The sequence below is a fragment of the Arthrobacter sp. 05L428 genome, assembly GCF_056397665.1.
On the sequence record NZ_JBFTNW010000001.1, the window covers coordinates 699,349 to 719,895 of the forward strand.

Sequence of the window (20,547 nt, forward strand, 5' to 3'; positions counted from 1 at the left end):
GCCCGCCGTCCGGCAGGCAGTGAGGAAGGCAGCAGCCATGTCCGGCACCCCCGCCACAGCCCTGTCCAGCCTTGAGAGGCGCGTGCTGTACGTGGCGATCGTCGCGTCCTTCATCGCCTTCCTCGACGGTTCGGTGGTCAACCTTGCACTCCCGGCGATCAGCCGTGAACTCGGCGGCGGCCTGGTGGTCCAGCAATGGGTGGTGGACGCCTACCTGCTAACGCTGGGGGCGCTGATCCTGGTCGCCGGCTCCCTCTCGGACCAGTTCGGCCGGGTCCGGGTGCTGCAATGGGGCCTCGCCGGCTTCACCGCCACCTCCGTGCTTTGCGGCCTCGCCTGGAGCGGGGAGTCGCTGATTGTGGCGCGCGGCCTGCAGGGCGTCGCCGGAGCACTGCTGGTGCCCAGCTCGCTGGCCCTGATCGTGACGGTGTTCAGTGGCCCGGCCCAGTCCGCCGCGATCGGCAAGTGGTCCGCGTGGACCTCCGGGGCCATCGTGGCGGCCCCGGTGCTTGGCGGCATCTCCGTGGATGTGTTCACCTGGCGGGTCATTTTCTTCCTCAACATCGTCCCGGCGGTTGCCGTGTGGCCGGCCCTGCGCAAGCTGCGCGAACTGGATCTGGGACGCGCGCCCGGCAGCACGATCGACGTCACGGGTACCGTCCTGGCGATCATCGGCCTGGGCGGCGTCGTGTACGCCTTTATCGAACGCGGGAGCCTCGGCTGGGGCGCCCCGCAGGTCTGGCTGCCGCTGGTCCTTGGGATTGCCGGCCTGGCCGGGTTCCTGCTCCACGAGCGGCGGACCCCGGCGCCGATGATGCCGCTGCGGCTTTTCGCCATCCGCAACTTCGGCTGGGGCAACGTCGCCACCACGGTGATCTACGGGGCGTTGAACCTTGGGTTCTTCGTCCTGGGGCTTTTCCTGCAGCAGGTCGCCGCTCTGGGGGCCACCGCAGCCGGCATCGCCCTGCTGCCCTCCACCTTGATCCTGCTCCTGCTCTCCGCAAAGATCGGGGCTCTCTCCGGCCGCTTCGGTCCGCGCTGGTTCATGACGGCCGGGCCGCTGCTGTGCGCGGCGGGCTTTTTGATGATGCTGGGGATCGGCCTGCCGCTGGATTACTTCGGACAGGTCTTTCCCGGGCTGGTGGTCTTCGGACTCGGTTTGGCCGTGACAGTGGCGCCGCTGACCTCCGCGATCCTGGGTGCCGTGGATCCTGAAGAAGCAGGGATCGGCTCGGCCGTCAACAACGCCGTCGCCCGCATCGCGGGCCTGGTGACCATCGCCTTTGCCGGGCTCATCACCGGACCGGTGATCACGACGTCGGGCCTGCACGGCACGGCGGCGGTCACCGCCGCGCTATTCGTCGCGGGCGCTGCGGCGTCCGCCGTCGGGATCAGGAACCCGCCGAGGGAACCCGCGGACAGTGGGGGAGGGGACGCCCCTACCCAGCCGGCTTAGCCGGCCAGCGCGATGCCGACGGCGGCCGCCGCCAGCCCCGCCGCCAGGTTCGCGGCCACGTTCAGGGCGGCGGCCCGGTAGCGCGCTTCGCTGACCAGCCGGATGGTGGCCGTGGTCCAGGAACTGAACGTGGTCAGGCCTCCGGCCAGGCCGCTGGCGACCGCCGTCTGCCACTCGGGGCCGAGCCCAAGGTGCGGCGTCATCCCGAGGGACAGCCCGATGATGAAGGATCCGGCCACGTTGACGGCCAGGGTGGCCCAGGGCCAGTGCGGGTGGGGTCCAGGCCGGTGGGCGAACCAGGAGTCGACGGCGAACCTGGCCAGGGCGCCGGCCACTCCGAAGACCCCCACCAGCAGGGCGGCGGTCACTGTGCCCTGCCGCTCAGGTCGGCCAGCGCTTTGCCCGATTTCCAGCCGACCGCCGCCGCGCCGAGCCCCAGGACCAGCGACAAGCCGAGGTAGGCGAGCCACACGGCGTGGAAGCCGCCGCGAATCTGCTGGTCGACGGCGAGGGCCAGCGCGGAAAAGGTGGTGAAGGAGCCAAGGAGCCCCGGGCCGAGGCCCGCCCGGAGCCAGAAAGCTGTCCGCGGCCGGGCAATCCAGATGGTGGTCAGGGCGGCCAGGACAAAGCTCCCCAGGACGTTGATCGCAAGCGTGGTCCACGGCACGGCGCCTGCCGCCTCGGGGAAGACCAGCCCCGCGCCGTAGCGCAGCTCGGTTCCGATCAGGCCGCCGACGGCGACTGCCGCCCATGCCCGCCAGCCGGGAACCGTCGCGACCGTTGCCGGGCGGCGCTCCGCATCCAACGCTTCCATTCAGCGCCCCTCGACGCTGCAGCCGGAATGGGCCGCGTCGCTGTGCACCCAGAGCGCGGAGGCCACCTCGTCGGCGAGGTCGATTTCGCGCAGCTCGCCGCGGGCGCCGATGCGGACCACGAGCGGGCCGCCGAAGGGCTTCCGGCCCAGGACTTCGACGTCGGAGTCCAGGTCGATCTGTTCGGCGGCGAGGTAGCGCAGCAGCTCGGGGTTTTCGTCGCTGATCCGGGTGATCCGGCCGGTGTGGCCGTCGTCGAGCTCGCTCATCCGGTAGGCCGGCGGCATCAGGACCGAGCCGTCCTCGGCCGGAATGGGGTCGCCGTGCGGGTCGCGGACCGGGTTGCCGAGCTTGGCGGACATCCGCTCGATGAAGGTGTCCGAGACGGCGTGTTCAAGCAGCTCGGCCTCGTCGTGGACCTCGTCCCAGCGGTAGCCGAGCTCCTGGACCAGGAAGGTCTCGATCAGCCGGTGCCGCCGGACCATGGAGAGGGCCAGCCGCACGCCGTCCTCGGTCAGGGTTACGGCGCTGTAGGGCTTGTGGTCCACCAGGCCCTGGTCCTTGAGCTTGCGGACCATCTCGGAGACCGAGGAATTCGCGACGCCCAGCCGCTGGGCCAGCTGGGTGGAGGTGATGGGTTTGTCCTGCCACTCCGTGAAGGAGTAGATGACCTTGACGTAGTCCTCAATGGAGGAGGAGGGCGGACTGGTCTTCACAGCCCCAAGCCTACCGTCCGGCGGCACCGGTGAAGGTGAGCCACAGCAGGACCAGGTTCAGCGCCACTACCAGGATCACGCTGACGACGGCGGCCACCCGCAGGGTCATGCCGTCCGCGAACCGGCCCATCAGCGGCTTGCTGCTGGTCAGCACCACGAGCGGGACCAGCACGAACGGAATCCCGAAGCTGAGCACAACCTGGCTGAGCACCAGCCCCCAGGTGGGGTCGAAGCCGACGGCCAGCAGGACGACGGCGGGGACCAGGGTCAGCACCCGTCGCGTCATCAGCGGAATGCGGATCTTGAGCAGGCCCTGCATGATGGTTCCGCCGGCGTAGCAGCCCACCGAGGTGGAGGCCAGGCCGGAGGCAAGCAGGCCGACGGCGAAGACCACGCCGACCACCGGGCCGAGGTTGGCTGTGATGGCGGCGTGGGCACCCTCGATCGTGTCCGTGCCGTCTTCACCGCCCAGCGTGGACGCGGCCAGCAGCAGCATTCCGATGTTGACGATGCCGGCGACGGCCAGCGCCGCGACGACGTCCCAGCGCGTGGCTTTGATCAGCCGGGCAATGGCGTGCGGCGGGACATGCAGATGCGGATCCGGGCGGTGCCGGTCCCGGGAGAGCGCCGAGTGGACGTAGATGGCGTGCGGCATCACCGTGGCACCGAGCATGCTCGCGGCCAGCAGCACCGTGTCCGGGCCCTGGAAGCCAGGCACAAGCCCGGCCACGAACCCGCCCGGATCCGGCGGGCTGATGAACAGTCCGGCCAGGAACCCGACGGTGATGATGCCCAGCAGGAACATGATGACGAACTCGAAGGGGCGCTGCTGGTTGCGGCTCTGCACGGCGAGCAGGGCCATCGAAATGCCGCCCACAATGACGGCGCCGAGGGGGAGCGGAAGGCCGAAGAGCAGGTACGAGGCCACCGCGCCGCCCACCACCTCGGCGAGGTCGGTGGCTGCGGCCACAATCTCGGCCTGGACCCAGAAGGCGCGGCGCCAGGCCGGCCGGAGCCGCTCGCCGAGGATCTCCGGGAGGCTCTTGCCGGTGACGATGCCGAGCTTGGCGGACTGGTACTGGACCAGCACCGCCATGACGTTGGCGGCGACGAGGACCCAGACGAGCAGATAACCGTACTGTGCCCCGGCCGTCAGGTTGGCGGCGACGTTGCCGGGGTCCACATAGGCGATGGCAGCCACGAACGCCGGGCCGAGCAGGCCCAGCAAAGCCCGGCGGCTACCCCTGATCCTGCGGGCAGGCGGTTTCCCCGCGGGCAGGGGTTCGTGTCCGGCTACGTCCAGCACTGCGGGCTCCCAAGAAGTTCCTGAGTGCCTACAAATATAAGTTAGGCACACCGAAATAATAGGCGCCGCGGCGTGGTCAGTGCAATGCGGGAACCTCAGGCTTTGACGGCACGCCAGCTTTGCGTCAGGTAGGGAAGCGGCAGGAGCTGCCCGGCAGTGTGTCCTAGGTGCTCGTGCAGGTACCAGTCGAGGTTAGCGAGCACCTTGGCCCTGGTGCTCTCGCCTGCCCGCAGGTAGTAGCTGCGGGATTTGGTCAGTTCCATGACGTCCTGCGTGGTTACTGGATCCTCCCAGCGGGTGAGATGACTCTCCAGCCCGATGAATTCCGGTCCCAGCGGCGGCGTGAAGTGGGGCTTGTGGACGTCCCCCGCATGCATGATCCGGGACAGCCTGTGCACCCAGGGGACCGAGGTGTCGAGCTGGTTCCAGATCAGGCCGAGAACGCCGTGCGGCCGCAGGATCCGAGCCGCCTCGGTACTGGCCAGCAGGGGATCGCACCAGTGCCAGGCCTGGGCCACCGTGACCAGGTCGAAGGCCCCCGAAGCCAGCCCGGTGTGTTCGGCGGTACCCTCGACGGCGGCGACTTCCGGGAGGGCGCGGCGCAGCTGGTCGAGCATGTCCGGGGACGGATCGACGGCCACGGTCCTGAGCCCCCGTTGGACCAGGAGCGCCGTGAACTTACCGGTCCCGGCGCCCAGGTCGGCGGCGTCGTGGGCCCCGGCCGGGATCAGCCAATCGGCCGAATCCGCCGGATAGCCGGGCCGGACCCGGTCGTAGTGCTCGCCGCCGTCCTGGAAGCTCTGCCCGAGCTCCCGCCGCCGCTGGTGCTGCAGTTTTGGGCCACCCTGCAGTCCGGGGTGGTGCAGTTTGGGGCCGCCGCGTGCCACGTGCGATCTCCTTCGGCAGCTCTGGTGCGTACCTGTCGAATTTACCGCACGCGGCCCGGGCTGCGCTGCCGGTCAGTCGACGGAGCAGGGGGCTGCGCCAGCGGTGCCAGGCGTGTTCGGCGCCCAGTGCGGATAGCTGCGCGTGTCGTTGGCCGGCACCCAGCGTCCGGCGTCCACGACGTAGTCCCAGCCCAGGCCGTTCCGCCGCAGCTCCTGGAGCCCGGCGAGCAGCCGCTGCGCGTCGTTGAGCCGTGAGCCGAGGCCGAAGCTGGCCCGGAGCGAACCGGCGGGCAGGCCGAGCCGTTTTAGCAGCGGGTGGGCGCAGAACCGGCCGTCGCGCAGGCCTATGCCGTGCTCCGCGGACAGGTATGCGGCGACCAGGCCTGCGTCGTAACCGGCGACCGAGAAGTTGACCACGCCGATCGTCCCGGGGCCGCCTTCCCGGCCGGTGTCCTCGAAGATGTGGTGGACCGTTACGCCGTCGATCCGCTCCAGCCCCTCGACCAGGAAGGAACGGATGGCGTCCTCGTGGGCGTGCCACTGCTGCTCGTCCAGCGCCTCGATAACCTGGCTGGCGCGGGCCAGCGCGGCCGCGCCCAGGACATTGGGGGAGCCGCCCTCGTGGCGGGCCGGCCCGGTGGTCCAGCTGACGGCGTCGAGTCGTGCGTCCCGTACTGCGCCGCCGCCAGCCAAGTGCGGGGTGCCGGCGTCCAGCCAGTCCGGCCGGCCCACCAGCACGCCGGCGCCGAACGGGGCGTAGAGCTTGTGGCCGGAGAAGGCGAGGTAGTCGACGTCGTCCGCGGCGATGTTGATGCGGCGGTGCGGGGCCAACTGGGCCGCATCGACGGCGATCCGGGCGCCGAATTCGTGCGCCAGCGCGGCCAGCTCACGGATCGGCAGGATTTCGCCGGTGACGTTGGACGCGCCGGTCACGGCGAGCAGGCTTACTCCGCCGAGGGCGAGTTCCGCCCGGAGCCGCTCCACGGTGCCGGCCAGGGTGGGCGCCGCGACGACGCTGCGGTGCGGGACGTTTTGCCAGGGCAGCAGGTTGGCGTGGTGCTCGATGTCGAGGTAAAGCACCTCGCCGGTGTGTCGGCCGTCGTCGACGGGCAGGCAGCCGGCCAGCAGGTTCAGTGCGTCGGTGGTGTTCCGGGTGAAGATCACGGAGTCATCCGGACGGCCGCCGACGAACCCGCGGACGATGTTCCGGGCGTTTTCGTACACCGAGGTACTCAGTTGGGAGGCGTAGCCGGCGCCGCGGTGCACGCTGGCGTAGTACGGCAGGATCTCGTTCAGGTAGGCGGACACCACGGACAGCGCCGGGGCGGAGGCTCCGTAGTCCAGGTTGGCGTACCGGACCTGGCCGCCCTGGATCAGGGGGGCCAGGATTTCGGCGCCGGAAACCGCGGACAGTGGCCGGCGGGCGGCGTCGAAGCGTGCGTCGGTGAACTCCGGGCCGCCGGCGCTGGTGGTGTGGGTGGGGATGGTGGCAGTCGTCATGGGACCTCGCTCGAAAAGGACCCCGCACACAGGGGATCCGCGCTTGCCGGGTCCGCTCCGGACCGGCCAGGTCGTCACCCGGGGCACCCCGCCGCGAATGGAGGGTTGCCGGCCAGCAAACCGGGGTTTTGCGCTGGCACTCGTGACCTGCTTCGAGCCTAGGACATGGCCGGTCGCACGGAAAAGGGAGGGCGGAATATGAAGCGTAGTGTTACGGGCTGCCTCGGGCGTGGCCGGCTAGAGCAGGTCGTCGAGGCCCGGGTTGAGGCGCTTGAGGACTTCGGAGTGCAGGATCGAGTTGGTCGCCAGCGCGTTGCCGCCGAAGGGGCCGTCCTCTCCCTCGAGCGAGGTGAAGCGGCCGCCGGCCTCCGTCACGATCGGGACCAGCGCCGCCATGTCGTAGAGGTTGAGTTCGGGCTCGCAGGCGATGTCGACGGCGCCTTCGGCCACGAGGCAGTAGGACCAGAAATCGCCGTAGGCGCGGGTACGCCAGACCTCCTCGGTGAGTCCGAGGAACTCGTCGAGGTTGCCGCGCTGCTTCCAGCCGCCGAGGCTCGAATAGGACAGTGACGCATCGGCGAGCCGGGAGACGTTGGAGACCCGCAGCCGGGTCGCGGCGGCCAGTGAGCGGCCCATGTAGGCGCCGGCGCCCTTTGCGGCCCACCAGCGCTTGCCCAGTGCGGGGGCGCTGACGACGCCCACCACGGGTTCGCCTTCGTCGACGAGGGCGATCAGGGTGGCCCAGACCGGGACGCCGCGGACGAAATTCTTGGTGCCGTCGATCGGGTCGATGATCCAGCGGCGCGAACCGTGGCCGGAGCTGCCGAACTCCTCGCCCAGGACGGCGTCGCGCGGGCGGGAGCGGGACAGCTGCCCGCGGATGGCTTCCTCGGCGGACTTGTCCGCGTCGGTGACGGGGGTCAGGTCCGGCTTCGTCTCGATCCGAAGGTCGAGCGCCTTGAAGCGGCTCATGGTCTGGGAATCTACGGAATCTGCCAGTACATGGGCAAGGCGCAGGTCATCGTTGTAGCTCGAAGCTGGTTGGCTCATGCTTCCAAACTACCGTCAAAACGCGCCGCGGACCGGGAGGCCACGTCGCTGCCGCCAAGTAGACGCGGCTATGAGACGCTGCCGAGTTCCTTGGTGTCCTGCGCTTCCAGCCGCGGATCGGTGCCCAGCAGCCGGCGCAGCGACGCGAGCCGGGCCGGGCCGGACGGGCCCGCGTGGCCGCCCTGCACCCAGGCGTCCACGCCGCAATTGACGGCGGTGGCGTCGTGCTTGCAGCCCCGCTCGCAGTCATCGGTGCCGGGCGCCAGGTCCGGGAAGGAACGCAGGATCCTGTCCGGGTCCACATGGGCCAGGCCGAAGGAGCGGATGCCCGGGGTGTCGATGATCCAGCTGCCCGCAGGCGCATCGCTGACCTTCAGCGCCAGCGCGGAGGAGGAGGTGTGGCGGCCGCGGCCGGTGACCGCGTTGACGCCGCCGGTGGCCCGTTCGGCGCCGGTGAGTGCGTTCACCATGGTGGATTTGCCGACGCCGGAGTGGCCCAGCATGACGGTGACCTTCCCGTCGAGGTAGTCCCGCAGCTGCGACACGGCGGCCTTGTCCAGCCGGGCGGACAGGCCGTCATCGGAGCGGGCGTCGATGCCGGAGGCGGCCGAATCCGCGGTTTTGGAGATGATCACCGGGAAATCCAGGTGCTGGTAGTTGGCCAGCAGCTCGGCGGGGTCCTTGACGTCGGCCTTGGTGACGAGCAGCAGCGGTTCGATGCCGGCGTCGTAGGCGGCCACCAGAGCGCGGTCGATGAAGCCGGTGCGGGGTTCCGGGTTGGCTGCGGCCACGACAACGACGAGCTGGTCGGCGTTGGCGACGACGGCGCGTTCGATCGGGTCCGTGTCGTCCGCGCTGCGGCGCAACAGCGTCCTGCGGTCCTGGATCTTGACCAGCCGGGCCAGGGTGTCGGGTTCGCCGCTGACGTCCCCGACGAGCGAGACGAAGTCCCCGGCAACTACGGGGTTGCGGCGCAGCTCCCTGGCCCGCGCCGCGATGATCTTGCGTTCGTCGGCGGTGCCCTCGCCGACGACGGCGGTGTAGCGTCCGCGGTCCACGGTGACGATCCGGCCGGTGACGGCGTCGTCGTAGCTGGGCCGGTCCTTGGTGCGGGGGCGGGAGCCCTTTTTGTTGGGGCGGATCCGGACGTCGGATTCGTCCCAGGAGTCAGTGCTGCGTGCCACCGGCGGCGTCCTTGTCTGCGGTGCTTGCCTGGCTGAGCATGGCCCCCCACAGCTGCGGGAAGCCGGGCATGGTCTTGGCCGTGGTGGCGATGTCCTCGACCTCCACGTCCGGGACGGCGAGACCGAGGATTGCGCCCGCGGTGGCCATGCGGTGGTCCGCGTAGCTGTGCACGACGCCGCCGTGCAGCTTCGCCGGCCTAATGATGAGTCCGTCGGGGGTCTCTTCGGCGTCCCCGCCAAGGCGGTTGATTTCCGCGACGAGGGCGGCAAGCCGGTCGGTTTCGTGGCCCCGGAGGTGGGCGATGCCGCTCAGCCGGGAGGGGCCGGTGGCCAGGGCACAGAGGGCTGCCACGGTCGGGGCGAGTTCGCTGGTTTCGTCAAAGTCGCCGCCCTTGATCTCCGGGCCGCCGCTCACGGTCAGGGTGCCGTGCTCCAGCGTCACGGTGGCGCCCATGGTGGCCAGGATGCCGCGCCAGAGATCGCCGACCTGGGTGGTCCCGGCCGGCCAGTTGGGGATCCGCACGGTTCCGCGGGTGGCGAGGGCCGCGGCGAGAAACGGCCCGGCATTGGAGAGGTCCTGTTCGATCCGCTGGTCGAAGGCGCGGATCGGGCCGGGGGAAATAACCCAGTGGTTCGGCACCGAGTCATCGACCGCCACGCCCACGCCGCGCAGCACGGCGACCGTCATGTTGATGTGGTCCAGGCTCGGTACGGGCTTTCCCACGTGTTCGAGGTGGAGTCCCTCGGTAAAGCGGGCTCCCGCGAGCAGCAGGGCGGAAACGAACTGCGACGAGGCGCTGGCGTCGATGACGAGGTGGCCGCCGCGGACTTCTCCCGTTCCCTGGACGGAAAACGGCAACGACGACGCCGGTCCGCCGTCGGGGGCGCTAACGGCGACGCCGAGACCGGTCAGTGCCTCGATGATGGTGCCCATCGGCCGGTTTCGGGCGTGGGGATCGCCGTCGAATGCTGAGCGGCCGCGGTGCAGCGCGGCGACCGGAGGCACGAAGCGCATCACCGTGCCGGCCAGGCCGCAGTCGATTGAGGTGTCCGCGGCAGCGGCATCCGGGGCGATGGGGGTGATGTCCAGGTCCGGGCCGTAGGCGCCGTCGCCGGGCACTTCGGTGATGGTGGCCCCCAGCTGCCGGAGGGCCTCGATCATCAGGGCCGAGTCCCGGGAGTGCAGCGGAGCACGGAGCTTGGACGGCCCGTCCGCGAGGGCGGCCAAGATCAGGTACCGGTTAGTCAGGGACTTGGAGCCGGGAACGGTGAGGGTGGCGTCGACGGGACGCTCGGCGAAGGGCGCACGCCAATGCGGACCGCCGCCGGCCGGAAGGGAAGGGGCTGCAGCGGTGGGGGTGGTGCCAGTCATTGCCGTCTTAGGCCCCGACAGCGTGGTCGACGGCCTTGCGGGCCGCCTTGTCAGCCTTCTTCAGCTTCTTGCCGGTGGTCTTCCGGGCGTCCGCGGCGAGGTGTGCGGTGGTCTTCCGGGCGTCGGCGGCGAGGTGCTCTGCACGCCAGGCCAGGCTCGGCTTGCCCGCGGTGTCCACGGAAGCCAGCAGCACCCCGCCGGTCAGTGAGACGTTCTTCAGCAGCTGCTTGCGCCGGGCGTCGCGGCCTTCCTTGGACGAGATGTCCGCGCTGCGCCATTCAACGTAGCCATTGAGCGCCGAGATCACAGCGAGCACGGTGGCGGCCAGGCGGGAGGCCTTGCCGAGGGCCAGGCACACGCCGGCACCCACCTGGGTGCCGCCGATCACGCGGGCCAGGACTTTCTCGTCGGCCTGGAAGGGGAGGGACTCAGCCGCGCGGCGCAGCAGGGGAGACAGCTGTGTCGCAGTGTCATCCGCATTCTTTAGCTTGTCCATGCCTGCGAGCACGAAACTGGAGGCGAGCATGGGGCGGGCGAGAAAGCGGACAAAGGACATGAATTTCCTCCTGGATGGACGAACCGCGGACGCTGTGCGGGAGAACCGGTTCTAGTCTTGCACTTTTGCGGAATATTTGCCCGTTGTGCGGGGTTGTGCATGACAGATTCCAGCCGAAATGGGGGCGGGAAAACCAGCGCAATAACTATGGGCACGGCCGGTCATCCGGCCAGTGCAGGAAGGCGGAGGTTTGGTTCTGGTTAAAGAATCCGGGCTGCTGGATGAAGCCGCCGCGGACCCGTGGGCCGCGGCCCTGACGGGGGCTTTGAGCACCCGCCGGAAGGTGACAGTAGACTTGAACGCAATGAGCACCATGGATCCGGCCGTTGCGGCCATGCACGAGGTTGCCGGAAACGACGACGCCAAGCCCACCAAGGCAGCCGCCGCCAGTAGTACGGCGCAGGCGACAGCCGCGGACGAGGCCATCGCGGAACGAACAGCCGTGGAAACCGTAGCGGCGGACGGCACCGGCCAGCCGCTGGACACGACTGCCGAGACCACCGACGAGCGCCGCATCCGCTTCGAGCGCGACGCGATGCAGTACGTCGACCAGCTTTACTCCGCGGCCATGCGGATGGCGCGGAATCCCGCCGACGCCGAGGACCTCGTCCAGGAGGCGTACACGAAGGCGTTTTCCGCCTTCCACCAGTACAAGCCCGGAACGAACCTCAAGGCATGGCTGTACCGGATCCTCACCAACACGTACATCAACCTGTACCGCAAGCGCCAGCGTGAACCGCTGCAGTCGAACTCGGACACCATCGAGGACTGGCAGTTGGCCCGCGCCGAGTCGCACACCTCGACCGGCCTGCGCTCGGCGGAGGCTGAAGCGCTGGACCATCTGCCGGACTCGGACGTAAAACGGGCCCTGCAGTCGATCCCGGAGGAGTTCCGGCTCGCCGTCTACTTCGCCGACGTCGAGGGCTTCGCGTACAAGGAAATTTCAGACATCATGAACACCCCGATCGGGACCGTCATGTCCCGGCTGCACCGCGGCCGGAGAATGCTGCGGGACATGCTGGCCGACTACGCGGCCGAGCGGGGATTCAAAGCCGCGGGCGATCCCGCCGCAGCGGCCGAAAGCAACAATCAGGAGAACAGGAAATGAGCGACTGCCAGGGACTGGGCGACTGCGATGACACCCGGATGCAGCGCATCTACGAGTACCTCGACGGGGCCCTGACACACGACGACATCGCCGAGATCAAGGACCACCTCGACGAGTGCCCCGAGTGCCACGAGCAGTATGACCTCGAGTGCGTCATCCGCGTGATGGTAAAGCGCTCCTGCACGGAGGCCGCGCCCGAGAATCTCAAGAATTCCATCCTCGACCGGATCCACTCGATCCGCGCGGTTGAGGCCGACGCGGAGGCCTGAGCGCCGCCGGGCCCCGCGAAGGACCAAGAAACAGCGAAAGACCCCGGGAACCGTGAGGTTTCCGGGGTCTTTCGCTTAAAGCTTGATATCCAAGCCTTGGCTTAGGCGTTGGGGCGCTTACCGTGGTTCGCGCCGCCACGCTTACGGTCACGACGTTTACGTGCACGTTTGCTCATAGCTGGCCTCCTTAATCTTGGTACTCAAAAGAGCTGCCCTCAAGTCTCCCACATTGGCGGACCCGCCGCGAACCGGGCGGCCGCCGTCGTGCGGCTCAGCCCTCCAGTGAGTTCCGGATGGAGATCCGGGCCTGGTCCAGGACCGTCTTGACGGTTTCAAGGGTGACTGGGGTGACCGGCCGGGCTCCGGCGTGGCGGCGCAGCTCGACCCGCATATCGTCCCGGAAGGACTGCACCAGCATTTCGGCCTCCCGCAGCCTGCGGTCGCTTTCCTTGGAGTAGCGCGCCCCGGCTGGGGAGGCGGCACTGCGGGCCGTGGAGCGGGCCGCCTCGGCCGTGGCGGCAAGGTCCGCGCGCAGCCCCTGCATGTTCACCCGGATGTCCTGCCGCAGCTTGTCGGCCAGTCGCCGGACGGAGGCGGAAATGTCGTCCTCCACGTCGGCCAGCTCCTCCCGCCGCCTGTTGAGTTCCACCAAGCCGGCCGGGGTGATGCTGTAGTTGGTGCGCCGGCCCTCGGTGTGCGTGGCGACGAGCCCCTCCTCCTCCAGCTTGGCGAGCCGCGGATAGATGGTCCCGGCGCTGGGGGAGTACGTGCCGCCGAAGCGGTCGCTGAGTGCCTTGATCAGCTCGTAGCCGTGCTTGGGGCCGGACTCCAGCAGGGCCAGCAGGTACAGCCGCAGCGCGCCGTGGGCGAAGACGGGCGGCATCACAGCCCCGCTTCGGTGTCCGTGCTGGGCTGGCGGTGGAAGATCGAGGTCTTCCCCGATACCGAGTTGGTCCGGACCAGCATGAGCTTGGCATCGGGACCGGCGATGGTCTGCACGGATCCGCCGGGCTGGGCGTACCGCTGGTCGTCGATCACCACCGCGCCGCTGGCCGACTTCGCGATGATGTCCACGCCGACGTCGTGCGGCAGCCGGATGGTGACATCGCCGGAGACCGAGTTGGCGCCGAAGTCCTGGGTGAAGCCGTGCAGGTCGAAGCTCAGGTCCCCGCTGACGGTGTTGGCGCGGATGTTGCTGAATTCGCCAGAGGCGGTGACTTCGCCGGAGACGCTCTTGGCGGTCAGGACGCCGTGGTGGTTGCGGGCGATCACCTCGCCGCTGACGGTGCTGACGGCCAGTTCGCCCGCGGTGCCGTCGGCCAGCACCGAGCCGGAGACGGTGTTCAGCCGGGTGTGCCCGGTGAGGCCGGAGACCATGCCGTCGCCGCTGACAGTGCCGGCCTCGACGTCCACGCCGGCCGGCAGGGCAATGCTGATGACCACGCTGTTGCTGGAGTTGTTGTTGACCGTGCCCATCAGGTTCTTGAACCAGCCCTGCGGGCCGTGGAGCTGGTGGCGCACCTCCAGGCGGCCCTCGGTGAGGCTGATCGCCAGCGGATCGCCGTCGACCTCGGAGACCTCGATCCGGGCCACGTCCTCGTCGTGGGTGACGACGTCGAAGCGGCCGCGGACAATGCCGAGCTTGAGCGAGCGGACGCCGTCGACGTCGATCGTCTGGGGACCCGTAACGGTCCACGAATTCTGTTCCATGCTTCCTCCGGATGCGGGCGGGTGCGATCAGGCGAGCCTCGGTGCTTGCGATATATCGCGACTATGGAAACACGATATATCGCGCCCCCTGAGGGGTCAAGATATATCGCGGCAGAATCTACCGTGGTCCGCCGGGCGGGACCGGACGGACGGCGGCCTACTCCGGCGCGTCGATCCCCAGCCACTGGAACCAGCCGCGGTGCAGCACGAGCCAGGCCATCAGTCCGTAACCGGCCTGGCCCGGCGTTCCGCCGTTGGCCGCGAGGTCCTGGCGCCACTGCTCGTGGTTCAGCAGCGGCGAGAAGGTGTCCACGTACAGGTGCTTGCGGCGCGTGGTGACATCGGCGAAGGCGGTGTTGAGCTCGCCCAGTCGGCGGTTCTGGGCGGGGTCCAGGGTCGGCGGCGGCCCGACGACGAAGACCTCGATCTTGTTCTGCGAAGCGGAGTCAAGGATATTGGCGAGGTTGAGCCGGCTGCGGGCCGTGGAGAGGCCGAACTCGATGTCCCGCCCGGACAAGCCGATCACCAGGCGGTTCTCGTGCTGCGGGCCGAACCGGCGGCCGGCTTCCTCGAGCCAGCGCTCAGCCAACCCTTCGGTGCCTTCCTGCGGGCACGGCAGCGAGTAGCTTTCCAGGCTGAGCCCGTCGTGGGGAGTGCGGGCGAGCACCCGTCCCAGCCAGCCCAGTGCCCGGGGGTCACCCAGGCCGGCCAGCAACTCATCTCCAACGGCTGCGATCCGCAGCTTCCGATCTTCCACGACTACCTCTTCATTCCCAATGCCGGTTCAAAGCCTTAAACGAAGCTGCCCGGCCGGAGTCGTGGTGTTCCACCTCCGGCCGGGCAGCCTGGTCTTACTTACGTGCGAATGCCTGCTTGAGCAGGGCATCCTGCTCGGCTGCGTGGCGCTTCATCGAACCTGCCGCGGTCGAAGCCGAGGCCGGCCGGGAGACGAGGCGCACGCGCCGGTCCAGCGCATCCGGCAGGTTCAGGCCGATGAACGGCCACGGTCCCTGGTTGGCGGGCTCGTCCTGGGCCCAGACAACGTCGGCGTTCGGGTACTTGGCCAGCTCGGCGGCGATTTCCGCTGCGGGCAGCGGGTAGAGCTGCTCGACCCGGATGATCGCAGTCGTCGTGTCGCCGGTCTTCTGCCGGGTGGACAGCAGGTCGTAGTAGAGGCGGCCGGAGACCAGCAGGACGCGTTCGACGGCGTCGGCCTGCAGCTGCTCGTGCTCGGGGATGACCGGGCGGAAGGTGCCCGTGGTGAAGTCTTCCACCGAGGACGCGGCAGCCTTGAGGCGCAGGAGCTGCTTCGGGGTGAAAATGATCAGCGGCTTGCGCGGCCTGCTGTACGCCTGGCGGCGGAGCAGGTGGAAGTGCGAGGCCGGCGTCGTGGGGTTGGCCACGATCATGTTCTCCTCAGCGCAGAGCTGCAGGAAGCGTTCGATCCGTGCCGAGGAGTGGTCCGGGCCCTGGCCCTCGTAGCCGTGCGGCAGCATGAGCACCAGCGACGAGCGCTGGCCCCACTTCTGCTCGGCCGAGGAGATGAACTCATCGATGATGGTCTGCGCGCCGTTGACGAAGTCACCGAACTGCGCTTCCCAGAGCACCAGCGCGTCCGGGCGCTCGACGGAGTAGCCGTATTCGAAGCCCATGGCCGCGTATTCGGACAGGAGCGAGTCGTAGATCCAGAGCTTGGCCTGGTCGTCGGAGAGGTGGGCCAGCGGCATCCACTCGTCGCCGTTGGCGCGGTCGTGGAAGACGGCGTGGCGCTGCACGAAGGTGCCGCGGCGCGAGTCCTGGCCGGCGAGTCGGACCGGGACGCCCTCCATGCTGAGCGAGCCGAAGGCCGCGAGTTCGCCGAAGCCCCAGTCGATGCCGCCTTCGCGGGACATCTGCTCACGCTTCTCGAGCAGCTGCTTGAGCTTGGCGTGCACCGTGAAGCCCTCGGGGAATTGGACGTGCGCCTTGCCGATCCGGGCCAGCATCTCGGTGGAGATCGCGGTGGATTCCGGGGCGCTGATGCCCGAGTCGGACTGCTGGGCGGAGGGCCGTTCCAGATCGGACACCGCGGCGGAATCTGCGGTGATGATCGGGATCGGGGACGTCTGCGCGGCGTGGGTCTCGGCGAAGACGCGCTCGAGGCGTTCCTGGTAGTCGCGGAGCAGCTGCTCGGCTTCTTCCTCGGTGATGTCGCCGCGGCCGATCAGCGACTCGGTGTAGAGCTTGCGGACCGAACGCTTGGCCTCGATCAGGTTGTACATCAGCGGCTGCGTCATCGAGGGGTCGTCGCCCTCGTTGTGGCCGCGGCGGCGGTAGCAGACCATGTCGATGACAACGTCCTTGTGGAACCGCTGGCGGAACTCGTAGGCGAGCTGGCCGATGCGGACTACTGCCTCCGGGTCGTCGCCGTTCACGTGGAACACCGGCGCCTGGATCATCTTGGCGACGTCCGTGGAGTAGGTGGAGGAACGCGACGAGGACGGCGCCGTGGTGAAGCCGACCTGGTTGTTGACCACTACGTGGATGGTGCCGCCGGTGCGGTAGCCGCGCAGCTGGGAGAGGTTGAGCGTTTCCGCCACAACGCCCTGGCCGGCGAAGGCGGCGTCACCGTGGACCATGATCGGCAGCACGGGGAAGGCCTCGCCCGCGTCCAGGCGGTCCTGCTTGGCGCGGACGATGCCTTCGAGGACGGAGTCCACGGCCTCGAGGTGCGAGGGGTTGGCGGCGAGGTAGACCTTGGTCTCCTTGCCGTTGTCCGAGGTGAAGGTGCCCTCGGTGCCGAGGTGGTACTTCACATCGCCCGAGCCCTGCACGGAGCGCGGATCCTGGGTGCCCTCGAATTCGCGGAAGACCTGGGCGTAGGTCTTGCCGGCGATGTTGGTGAGCACGTTGAGGCGGCCGCGGTGGGCCATGCCGATGGCTACTTCGTCGAGTTCGTCGTCGGCGGCGTCAGAGATGATGGCGTCCAGCAGCGGGATCAGCGACTCGCCGCCCTCGAGCGAGAAGCGCTTCTGGCCGACGAACTTCGTCTGGAGGAAGGTCTCGAAAGCCTCCGCCGCGTTGAGCTTGGAGACGATCCGGAGCTGTTCGTCACGGCTCGGCTTGGAGTAGGGGTGCTCCAGCTGGTCCTGGAACCACTTGCGCTCTTCGGGATCCTGGATGTGCATGTACTCGATGCCCGTGGTGCGGCAGTACGCGTCGCGGAGCACACCGAGGATGTCGCGGAACTTCAGCATCGGCTTGCCGCCGAAGCCGCCGGTGGGCCATTCACGGTCCAGGTCCCACAGCGTCAGGCCGTAAGTCAGGACGTCGAGGTCCGGGTGCTTGCGCTGCACGTACTCGAGCGGATCGGTGTCCGCCATGAGGTGGCCGCGGACGCGGTAGGAGTGGATGAGCTGCTGGATCCGGGCGACCTTGTTGATCTCGTCCGCCGGGTCCACCTGCAGGTCCGGGCTCCAGCGCACGGGCTCGTACGGGATGCGCAGGGATTCGAAAATCTCGTCGTAGAAGTTCTGCGCGCCGAGCAGGAGCTGGTGCACGAGCTTGAGGAACTCGCCGCTGCCGGCACCCTGGATGACGCGGTGGTCATAGGTGGAGGTCAGGGTGAGGACCTTGCTGATGGCGTTGTGCGCAATGATCTTCTCGCTGGCGCCCTGGAACTCGGCCGGGTAGTCAAGGGCGCCGACGCCGATGATGGCGGCCTGGCCCTTGGAGAGGCGGGGGACCGAGTGCACGGTACCGATGCCGCCGGGGTTGGTCAGCGAGACCGTGGTGCCCGAGTGGTCGTCCGCGGTCAGCTTGCCGTTGCGGGCGCGCTTGATCAGGTCCTCGTAGGTGTGCCAGAACTCGGAGAAGTTGAGGGTCTCAGCCTTCTTGATGTTGGGCACCATGAGCAGGCGGGTGCCGTCCGGCTTGGGCATGTCGATGGCGATGCCAAAGTTCACGTGCGCGGGCTGCACGGCCACGGGCTTGCCGTCGACGACGTCGTAGTAGACGTTCATCGAGGGGAACTGGGCCAGCGCCCGGATGACGGCGTAGCCGATCAGGTGCGTGAAGGAGACCTTGCCGCCGCGGGCGCGGGCGAGGTTGGAGTTGATGACCACGCGGTTGTCGATCAGCAGCTTGGCGGGGATGGCCCGGACGCTCGTCGCGGTGGGGACCTCCAGGCTGGTGACCATGTTGGCCGCGATGGCTTTCGCCGGGCCGCGCAGCACGGAGACGACGTCTTCTTCCGGCGCGGTGGGGGCCTTGACGTTCTTGGGCAGCTGGGCCGGGATGGGGGTGCCGGCGCCGGGCTCGGCGGTCTTCGAACCGTCGCGGGCGACGGTGGCCGGCGCCTTCTGGGATGCGGCTGCGGCGGGAGCGGGCGCAGCGGCAGGGGCCGGGGCGGCGGCCGGGGCAGCAGGGGCTGCCGGTGCCGGGGCAGCAGGAGCAGACGCAGCGGACGGTGCTACGACCGGAAGCTCACGGGTGGAAGGGTGCGCGGCGGCCGTTGCCGAGGCGCCGTTGGTCGAGGAACCGTCGCTGGCATCGAAGGACTCGAAAAGCGGCCACCACTTGGCGTCTACCGTGTTCTTGTCCTGCTGGTACCGCTCGTACAGTTCGTCAACGAGCCACTCGTTTCCGCCAAATTCCTCGGGTAGACGGTGGCTAGGCTGCTCTGGCACTTGAAATACGCCTCTTCCATGAGTTTGATTCCCGCTGGTTTCCACGGTGCCGCAGCACGTCAATCGAACCAGTTCTCCGCGTCCAGTGAACCCAGACCTTTGCCAGTCTAGTGACGATTCCGGCCAAACCGCCAATAAGGGTGACTCAAATCATCCACGAGCCGCAACGCCGTCCGATCCGGCCCGGCGGACCGCCCCCGGGCCGGAACTGCCCCGCCGCCCGAGTGCCTCTAGAATCACAACCGAGACCCTCTATGAAGGAGCAGCCGTGCGTTTTTTGAGTGAGCCGACCACCGACCTGACCTATTCGGACATCTTCCTGGTGCCATCCCGCTCCGACGTCACCTCGCGGCTGGACGTGGATCTGTCGGCGGACGACGGGACCGGTTCCACCATCCCGCTGGTCGTCGCGAACATGACCGCCGTGACCGGGAAACGGATGGCCGAGACGATGGCACGCCGCGGTGGCCTGGCGGTCCTTCCGCAGGACGTGCCGCTGGACGTGCTTCGGAGCGTCACGGCCTGGGTCAAGGCCCGGCACGCGGTCTTTGAGACGCCGGTCAGCCTGCGCGCCTCGAACACCGTGATCGATGCCCTGCACCTGATGGGCAAGCGTCCGCACGGCGCGGTGGTGGTTGTGGACGACGCCGGCGCCGTCGCCGGCGTCGTCCGGGCCGCGGACTTCGAGGGCCAGGACCGTTTCGCTTCCCTTGCCTCCGTGATGCGCCACCAGCCGCTCGTGCTCGACGCCGCGGAGTTCGACGCCGACGGCGCAGCTGATTCCGGCGCCATGGCGCTCTCCCTGCGCCGCGCCTTCGACGCCATGGACGCCGCCGGTACCGACTTCGCGCCCGTCCAGCAGGACGGTGTGCTGGCCGGCGTCCTGACCCGCAAGGGCGCCCTGCGCTCCACCCTGTACCGGCCCTCCCTCGACGACGGGGGTGCGCTCAAGGTGGCCGCCGCCGTCGGCATTAACGGCGACGTCGCCGGCCGGGCGTCAGAACTGCTCGCGGCCGGAGTGAACGTGCTGGTGCTGGACACCGCCCACGGCCACCAGCAGAAGATGTTCGACGCCCTGGCCGCGGTCCGCAGCCTGGACCCCGGAGTGCCGGTCGTGGCCGGCAATGTGGTCACCGCCGGGGCCACCCGCGAGCTGATCCAGGCCGGCGCGGACATCGTCAAGGTCGGTGTTGGACCGGGCGCCATGTGCACCACCCGGATGATGACGGCGGTCGGCCGTCCGCAGTTCTCCGCCGTGCTGGAGTGCTCGGCCGCGGCACGCGACGCCGGCGGCAGGGTCTGGGCCGACGGCGGAGTCCGTTACCCCCGCGACGTGGCGCTGGCCCTCGCGGCCGGCGCGAGCCAGGTCATGATCGGCTCCTGGTTCGCCGGGACGCACGAGAGCCCGGGGGACCTGCAACTGGACGCCAACGGCCGCCAGTTCAAGGAGAGCTTCGGGATGGCCTCGGCGCGGGCGGTGCAGAACCGCAACCAGCGCGAGGGCGCCTTCGAAAAGGACCGGAAAGCCCTGTTCGAGGAAGGCATCTCCACCTCCCGGATGTACCTCGACTCCGCCCGCCCCGGGGTGGAGGACCTGCTCGACATGATCACCGCGGGGCTGCGCAGTTCGATGAGCTACGCCGGTGCCGCCGATCTCGCGGCGTTCCGGGAGCGGGCCGTAGCCGGCATCCAGTCCGCGGCGGGCTACGAGGAAGGCCGCCCGGTGCCGCAGAGCTGGTGAACCGAAACCTGTAGACTGAAATTCTTATGGACAGTAAATCTAGGTGCCGGCCTGGGGGCTGTCAGCGCGGAACGGAATCCGTTCCCGCCCAGTCCACCCGCAGAGCCGGCAAACCCCGTTCACGCGCCCATCACTCTTCCGCTGCACGGAACGCATCGTTCCACGGACAGAGTGCCCTACAGGAAACAGGGTCGGCCGCGGCTGACCATCCTC

General features: G+C 68.9%; 19 protein-coding genes and 1 riboswitch. Of the genes, 4 read left to right on the forward strand and 15 right to left on the reverse strand.

Going from position 1 to position 20,547, the window contains the following annotated elements; genetic code table 11:
- Positions 1 to 37 precede the first annotated feature (37 nt).
- The gene (locus AC1DH3_RS03295) at positions 38 to 1,456 is read left to right on the forward strand and encodes an MFS transporter (RefSeq protein ID WP_476892270.1); all 1,419 of its coding nucleotides are present in this window, start codon (positions 38 to 40) and stop codon (positions 1,454 to 1,456) included.
- Here the strand turns inward: AC1DH3_RS03295 and AC1DH3_RS03300 are convergent.
- The 10 genes from AC1DH3_RS03300 to AC1DH3_RS03345 all read right to left on the reverse strand — a co-directional run bounded on the left by AC1DH3_RS03300 (position 1,453) and on the right by AC1DH3_RS03345 (position 10,839).
- Positions 1,453 to 1,824 (reverse strand): fluoride efflux transporter FluC, encoded by a 372-nt coding sequence (locus tag AC1DH3_RS03300; RefSeq protein ID WP_476892271.1) that lies wholly within the window; start codon positions 1,822 to 1,824, stop codon positions 1,453 to 1,455. The genes AC1DH3_RS03295 and AC1DH3_RS03300 overlap by 4 nt on opposite strands.
- Positions 1,821 to 2,270 carry a fluoride efflux transporter FluC gene (locus AC1DH3_RS03305; RefSeq protein ID WP_441417305.1) on the reverse strand — a complete coding sequence of 150 codons (450 nt, stop codon included), beginning with the start codon at positions 2,268 to 2,270 and terminating at the stop codon, positions 1,821 to 1,823. The genes AC1DH3_RS03300 and AC1DH3_RS03305 overlap by 4 nt, the downstream gene beginning before the upstream one ends.
- Positions 2,271 to 2,984 (reverse strand): metal-dependent transcriptional regulator, encoded by a 714-nt coding sequence (locus tag AC1DH3_RS03310; protein ID WP_476892272.1) that lies wholly within the window; start codon positions 2,982 to 2,984, stop codon positions 2,271 to 2,273. It abuts the gene before it with no gap.
- Between the two features lie 10 nt (positions 2,985 to 2,994).
- Positions 2,995 to 4,290, reverse strand: a complete 1,296-nt coding sequence (locus tag AC1DH3_RS03315; RefSeq protein WP_476908570.1) for an Nramp family divalent metal transporter — start codon at positions 4,288 to 4,290, stop codon at positions 2,995 to 2,997.
- A gap of 95 nt (positions 4,291 to 4,385) precedes the next feature.
- Positions 4,386 to 5,177, reverse strand: a complete 792-nt coding sequence (locus AC1DH3_RS03320) for a class I SAM-dependent methyltransferase (RefSeq protein WP_441417307.1) — start codon at positions 5,175 to 5,177, stop codon at positions 4,386 to 4,388.
- Positions 5,178 to 5,249: 72 nt separating this feature from the next.
- Entirely contained in the window at positions 5,250 to 6,677 is a 1,428-nt protein-coding gene (locus tag AC1DH3_RS03325; protein WP_441417308.1) for an aminotransferase class V-fold PLP-dependent enzyme, read from the reverse strand.
- A gap of 34 nt (positions 6,678 to 6,711) precedes the next feature.
- A riboswitch (SAM riboswitch) is annotated at positions 6,712 to 6,825 on the reverse strand.
- An 89-nt stretch (positions 6,826 to 6,914) separates the two neighbouring features.
- Positions 6,915 to 7,727, reverse strand: a complete 813-nt coding sequence (gene hisN, locus AC1DH3_RS03330; protein WP_175321887.1) for a histidinol-phosphatase — start codon at positions 7,725 to 7,727, stop codon at positions 6,915 to 6,917.
- Positions 7,728 to 7,795: 68 nt separating this feature from the next.
- Positions 7,796 to 8,911 (reverse strand): ribosome small subunit-dependent GTPase A, encoded by a 1,116-nt coding sequence (gene rsgA, locus AC1DH3_RS03335; protein ID WP_441417309.1) that lies wholly within the window; start codon positions 8,909 to 8,911, stop codon positions 7,796 to 7,798.
- Positions 8,895 to 10,283, reverse strand: coding sequence for a 3-phosphoshikimate 1-carboxyvinyltransferase (gene aroA, locus AC1DH3_RS03340; RefSeq protein WP_476908571.1), 1,389 nt, complete (start codon positions 10,281 to 10,283; stop codon positions 8,895 to 8,897). The genes rsgA and aroA overlap by 17 nt, the downstream gene beginning before the upstream one ends.
- A 7-nt stretch (positions 10,284 to 10,290) precedes the next feature.
- Positions 10,291 to 10,839 carry a DoxX family protein gene (locus AC1DH3_RS03345; protein WP_476908572.1) on the reverse strand — a complete coding sequence of 183 codons (549 nt, stop codon included), beginning with the start codon at positions 10,837 to 10,839 and terminating at the stop codon, positions 10,291 to 10,293.
- A gap of 190 nt (positions 10,840 to 11,029) precedes the next feature.
- Here AC1DH3_RS03345 and AC1DH3_RS03350 point away from each other — a divergent pair, with 190 nt between their 5' ends.
- On the forward strand, positions 11,030 to 11,947 hold the full coding sequence (locus AC1DH3_RS03350; protein ID WP_441417312.1) for a sigma-70 family RNA polymerase sigma factor: 918 nt from the start codon (positions 11,030 to 11,032) through the stop codon (positions 11,945 to 11,947).
- The gene (gene rsrA / locus AC1DH3_RS03355) at positions 11,944 to 12,216 is read left to right on the forward strand and encodes a mycothiol system anti-sigma-R factor (RefSeq protein ID WP_441417313.1); all 273 of its coding nucleotides are present in this window, start codon (positions 11,944 to 11,946) and stop codon (positions 12,214 to 12,216) included. The genes AC1DH3_RS03350 and rsrA overlap by 4 nt, the downstream gene beginning before the upstream one ends.
- Positions 12,217 to 12,317: 101 nt before the next feature.
- Here the strand turns inward: rsrA and AC1DH3_RS03360 are convergent, their stop codons facing one another.
- From AC1DH3_RS03360 to AC1DH3_RS03380, 5 genes are all read right to left on the reverse strand, one after another.
- Positions 12,318 to 12,392: a 50S ribosomal protein bL37 gene (locus AC1DH3_RS03360; protein WP_104061284.1), complete on the reverse strand. Its 75-nt coding sequence runs from the start codon at positions 12,390 to 12,392 to the stop codon at positions 12,318 to 12,320.
- A 95-nt stretch (positions 12,393 to 12,487) separates the two neighbouring features.
- Complete coding sequence (locus tag AC1DH3_RS03365) at positions 12,488 to 13,099, reverse strand: PadR family transcriptional regulator (protein ID WP_441417857.1); 612 nt, start codon at positions 13,097 to 13,099, stop codon at positions 12,488 to 12,490.
- Positions 13,099 to 13,926, reverse strand: a complete 828-nt coding sequence (locus tag AC1DH3_RS03370) for a DUF4097 family beta strand repeat-containing protein (protein ID WP_441417314.1) — start codon at positions 13,924 to 13,926, stop codon at positions 13,099 to 13,101. Before AC1DH3_RS03370 ends, AC1DH3_RS03365 begins: the two co-directional genes overlap by 1 nt.
- Before the next feature lie 157 nt (positions 13,927 to 14,083).
- The gene (locus tag AC1DH3_RS03375) at positions 14,084 to 14,683 is read right to left on the reverse strand and encodes a GDSL-type esterase/lipase family protein (RefSeq protein ID WP_441417315.1); all 600 of its coding nucleotides are present in this window, start codon (positions 14,681 to 14,683) and stop codon (positions 14,084 to 14,086) included.
- A gap of 94 nt (positions 14,684 to 14,777) precedes the next feature.
- Complete coding sequence (locus AC1DH3_RS03380; RefSeq protein WP_441417316.1) at positions 14,778 to 18,593, reverse strand: multifunctional oxoglutarate decarboxylase/oxoglutarate dehydrogenase thiamine pyrophosphate-binding subunit/dihydrolipoyllysine-residue succinyltransferase subunit; 3,816 nt, start codon at positions 18,591 to 18,593, stop codon at positions 14,778 to 14,780.
- A gap of 268 nt (positions 18,594 to 18,861) precedes the next feature.
- Here AC1DH3_RS03380 and AC1DH3_RS03385 point away from each other — a divergent pair, with 268 nt between their 5' ends.
- Entirely contained in the window at positions 18,862 to 20,334 is a 1,473-nt protein-coding gene (locus AC1DH3_RS03385) for a GuaB1 family IMP dehydrogenase-related protein (protein WP_476908573.1), read from the forward strand.
- Positions 20,335 to 20,547 lie beyond the last annotated feature (213 nt).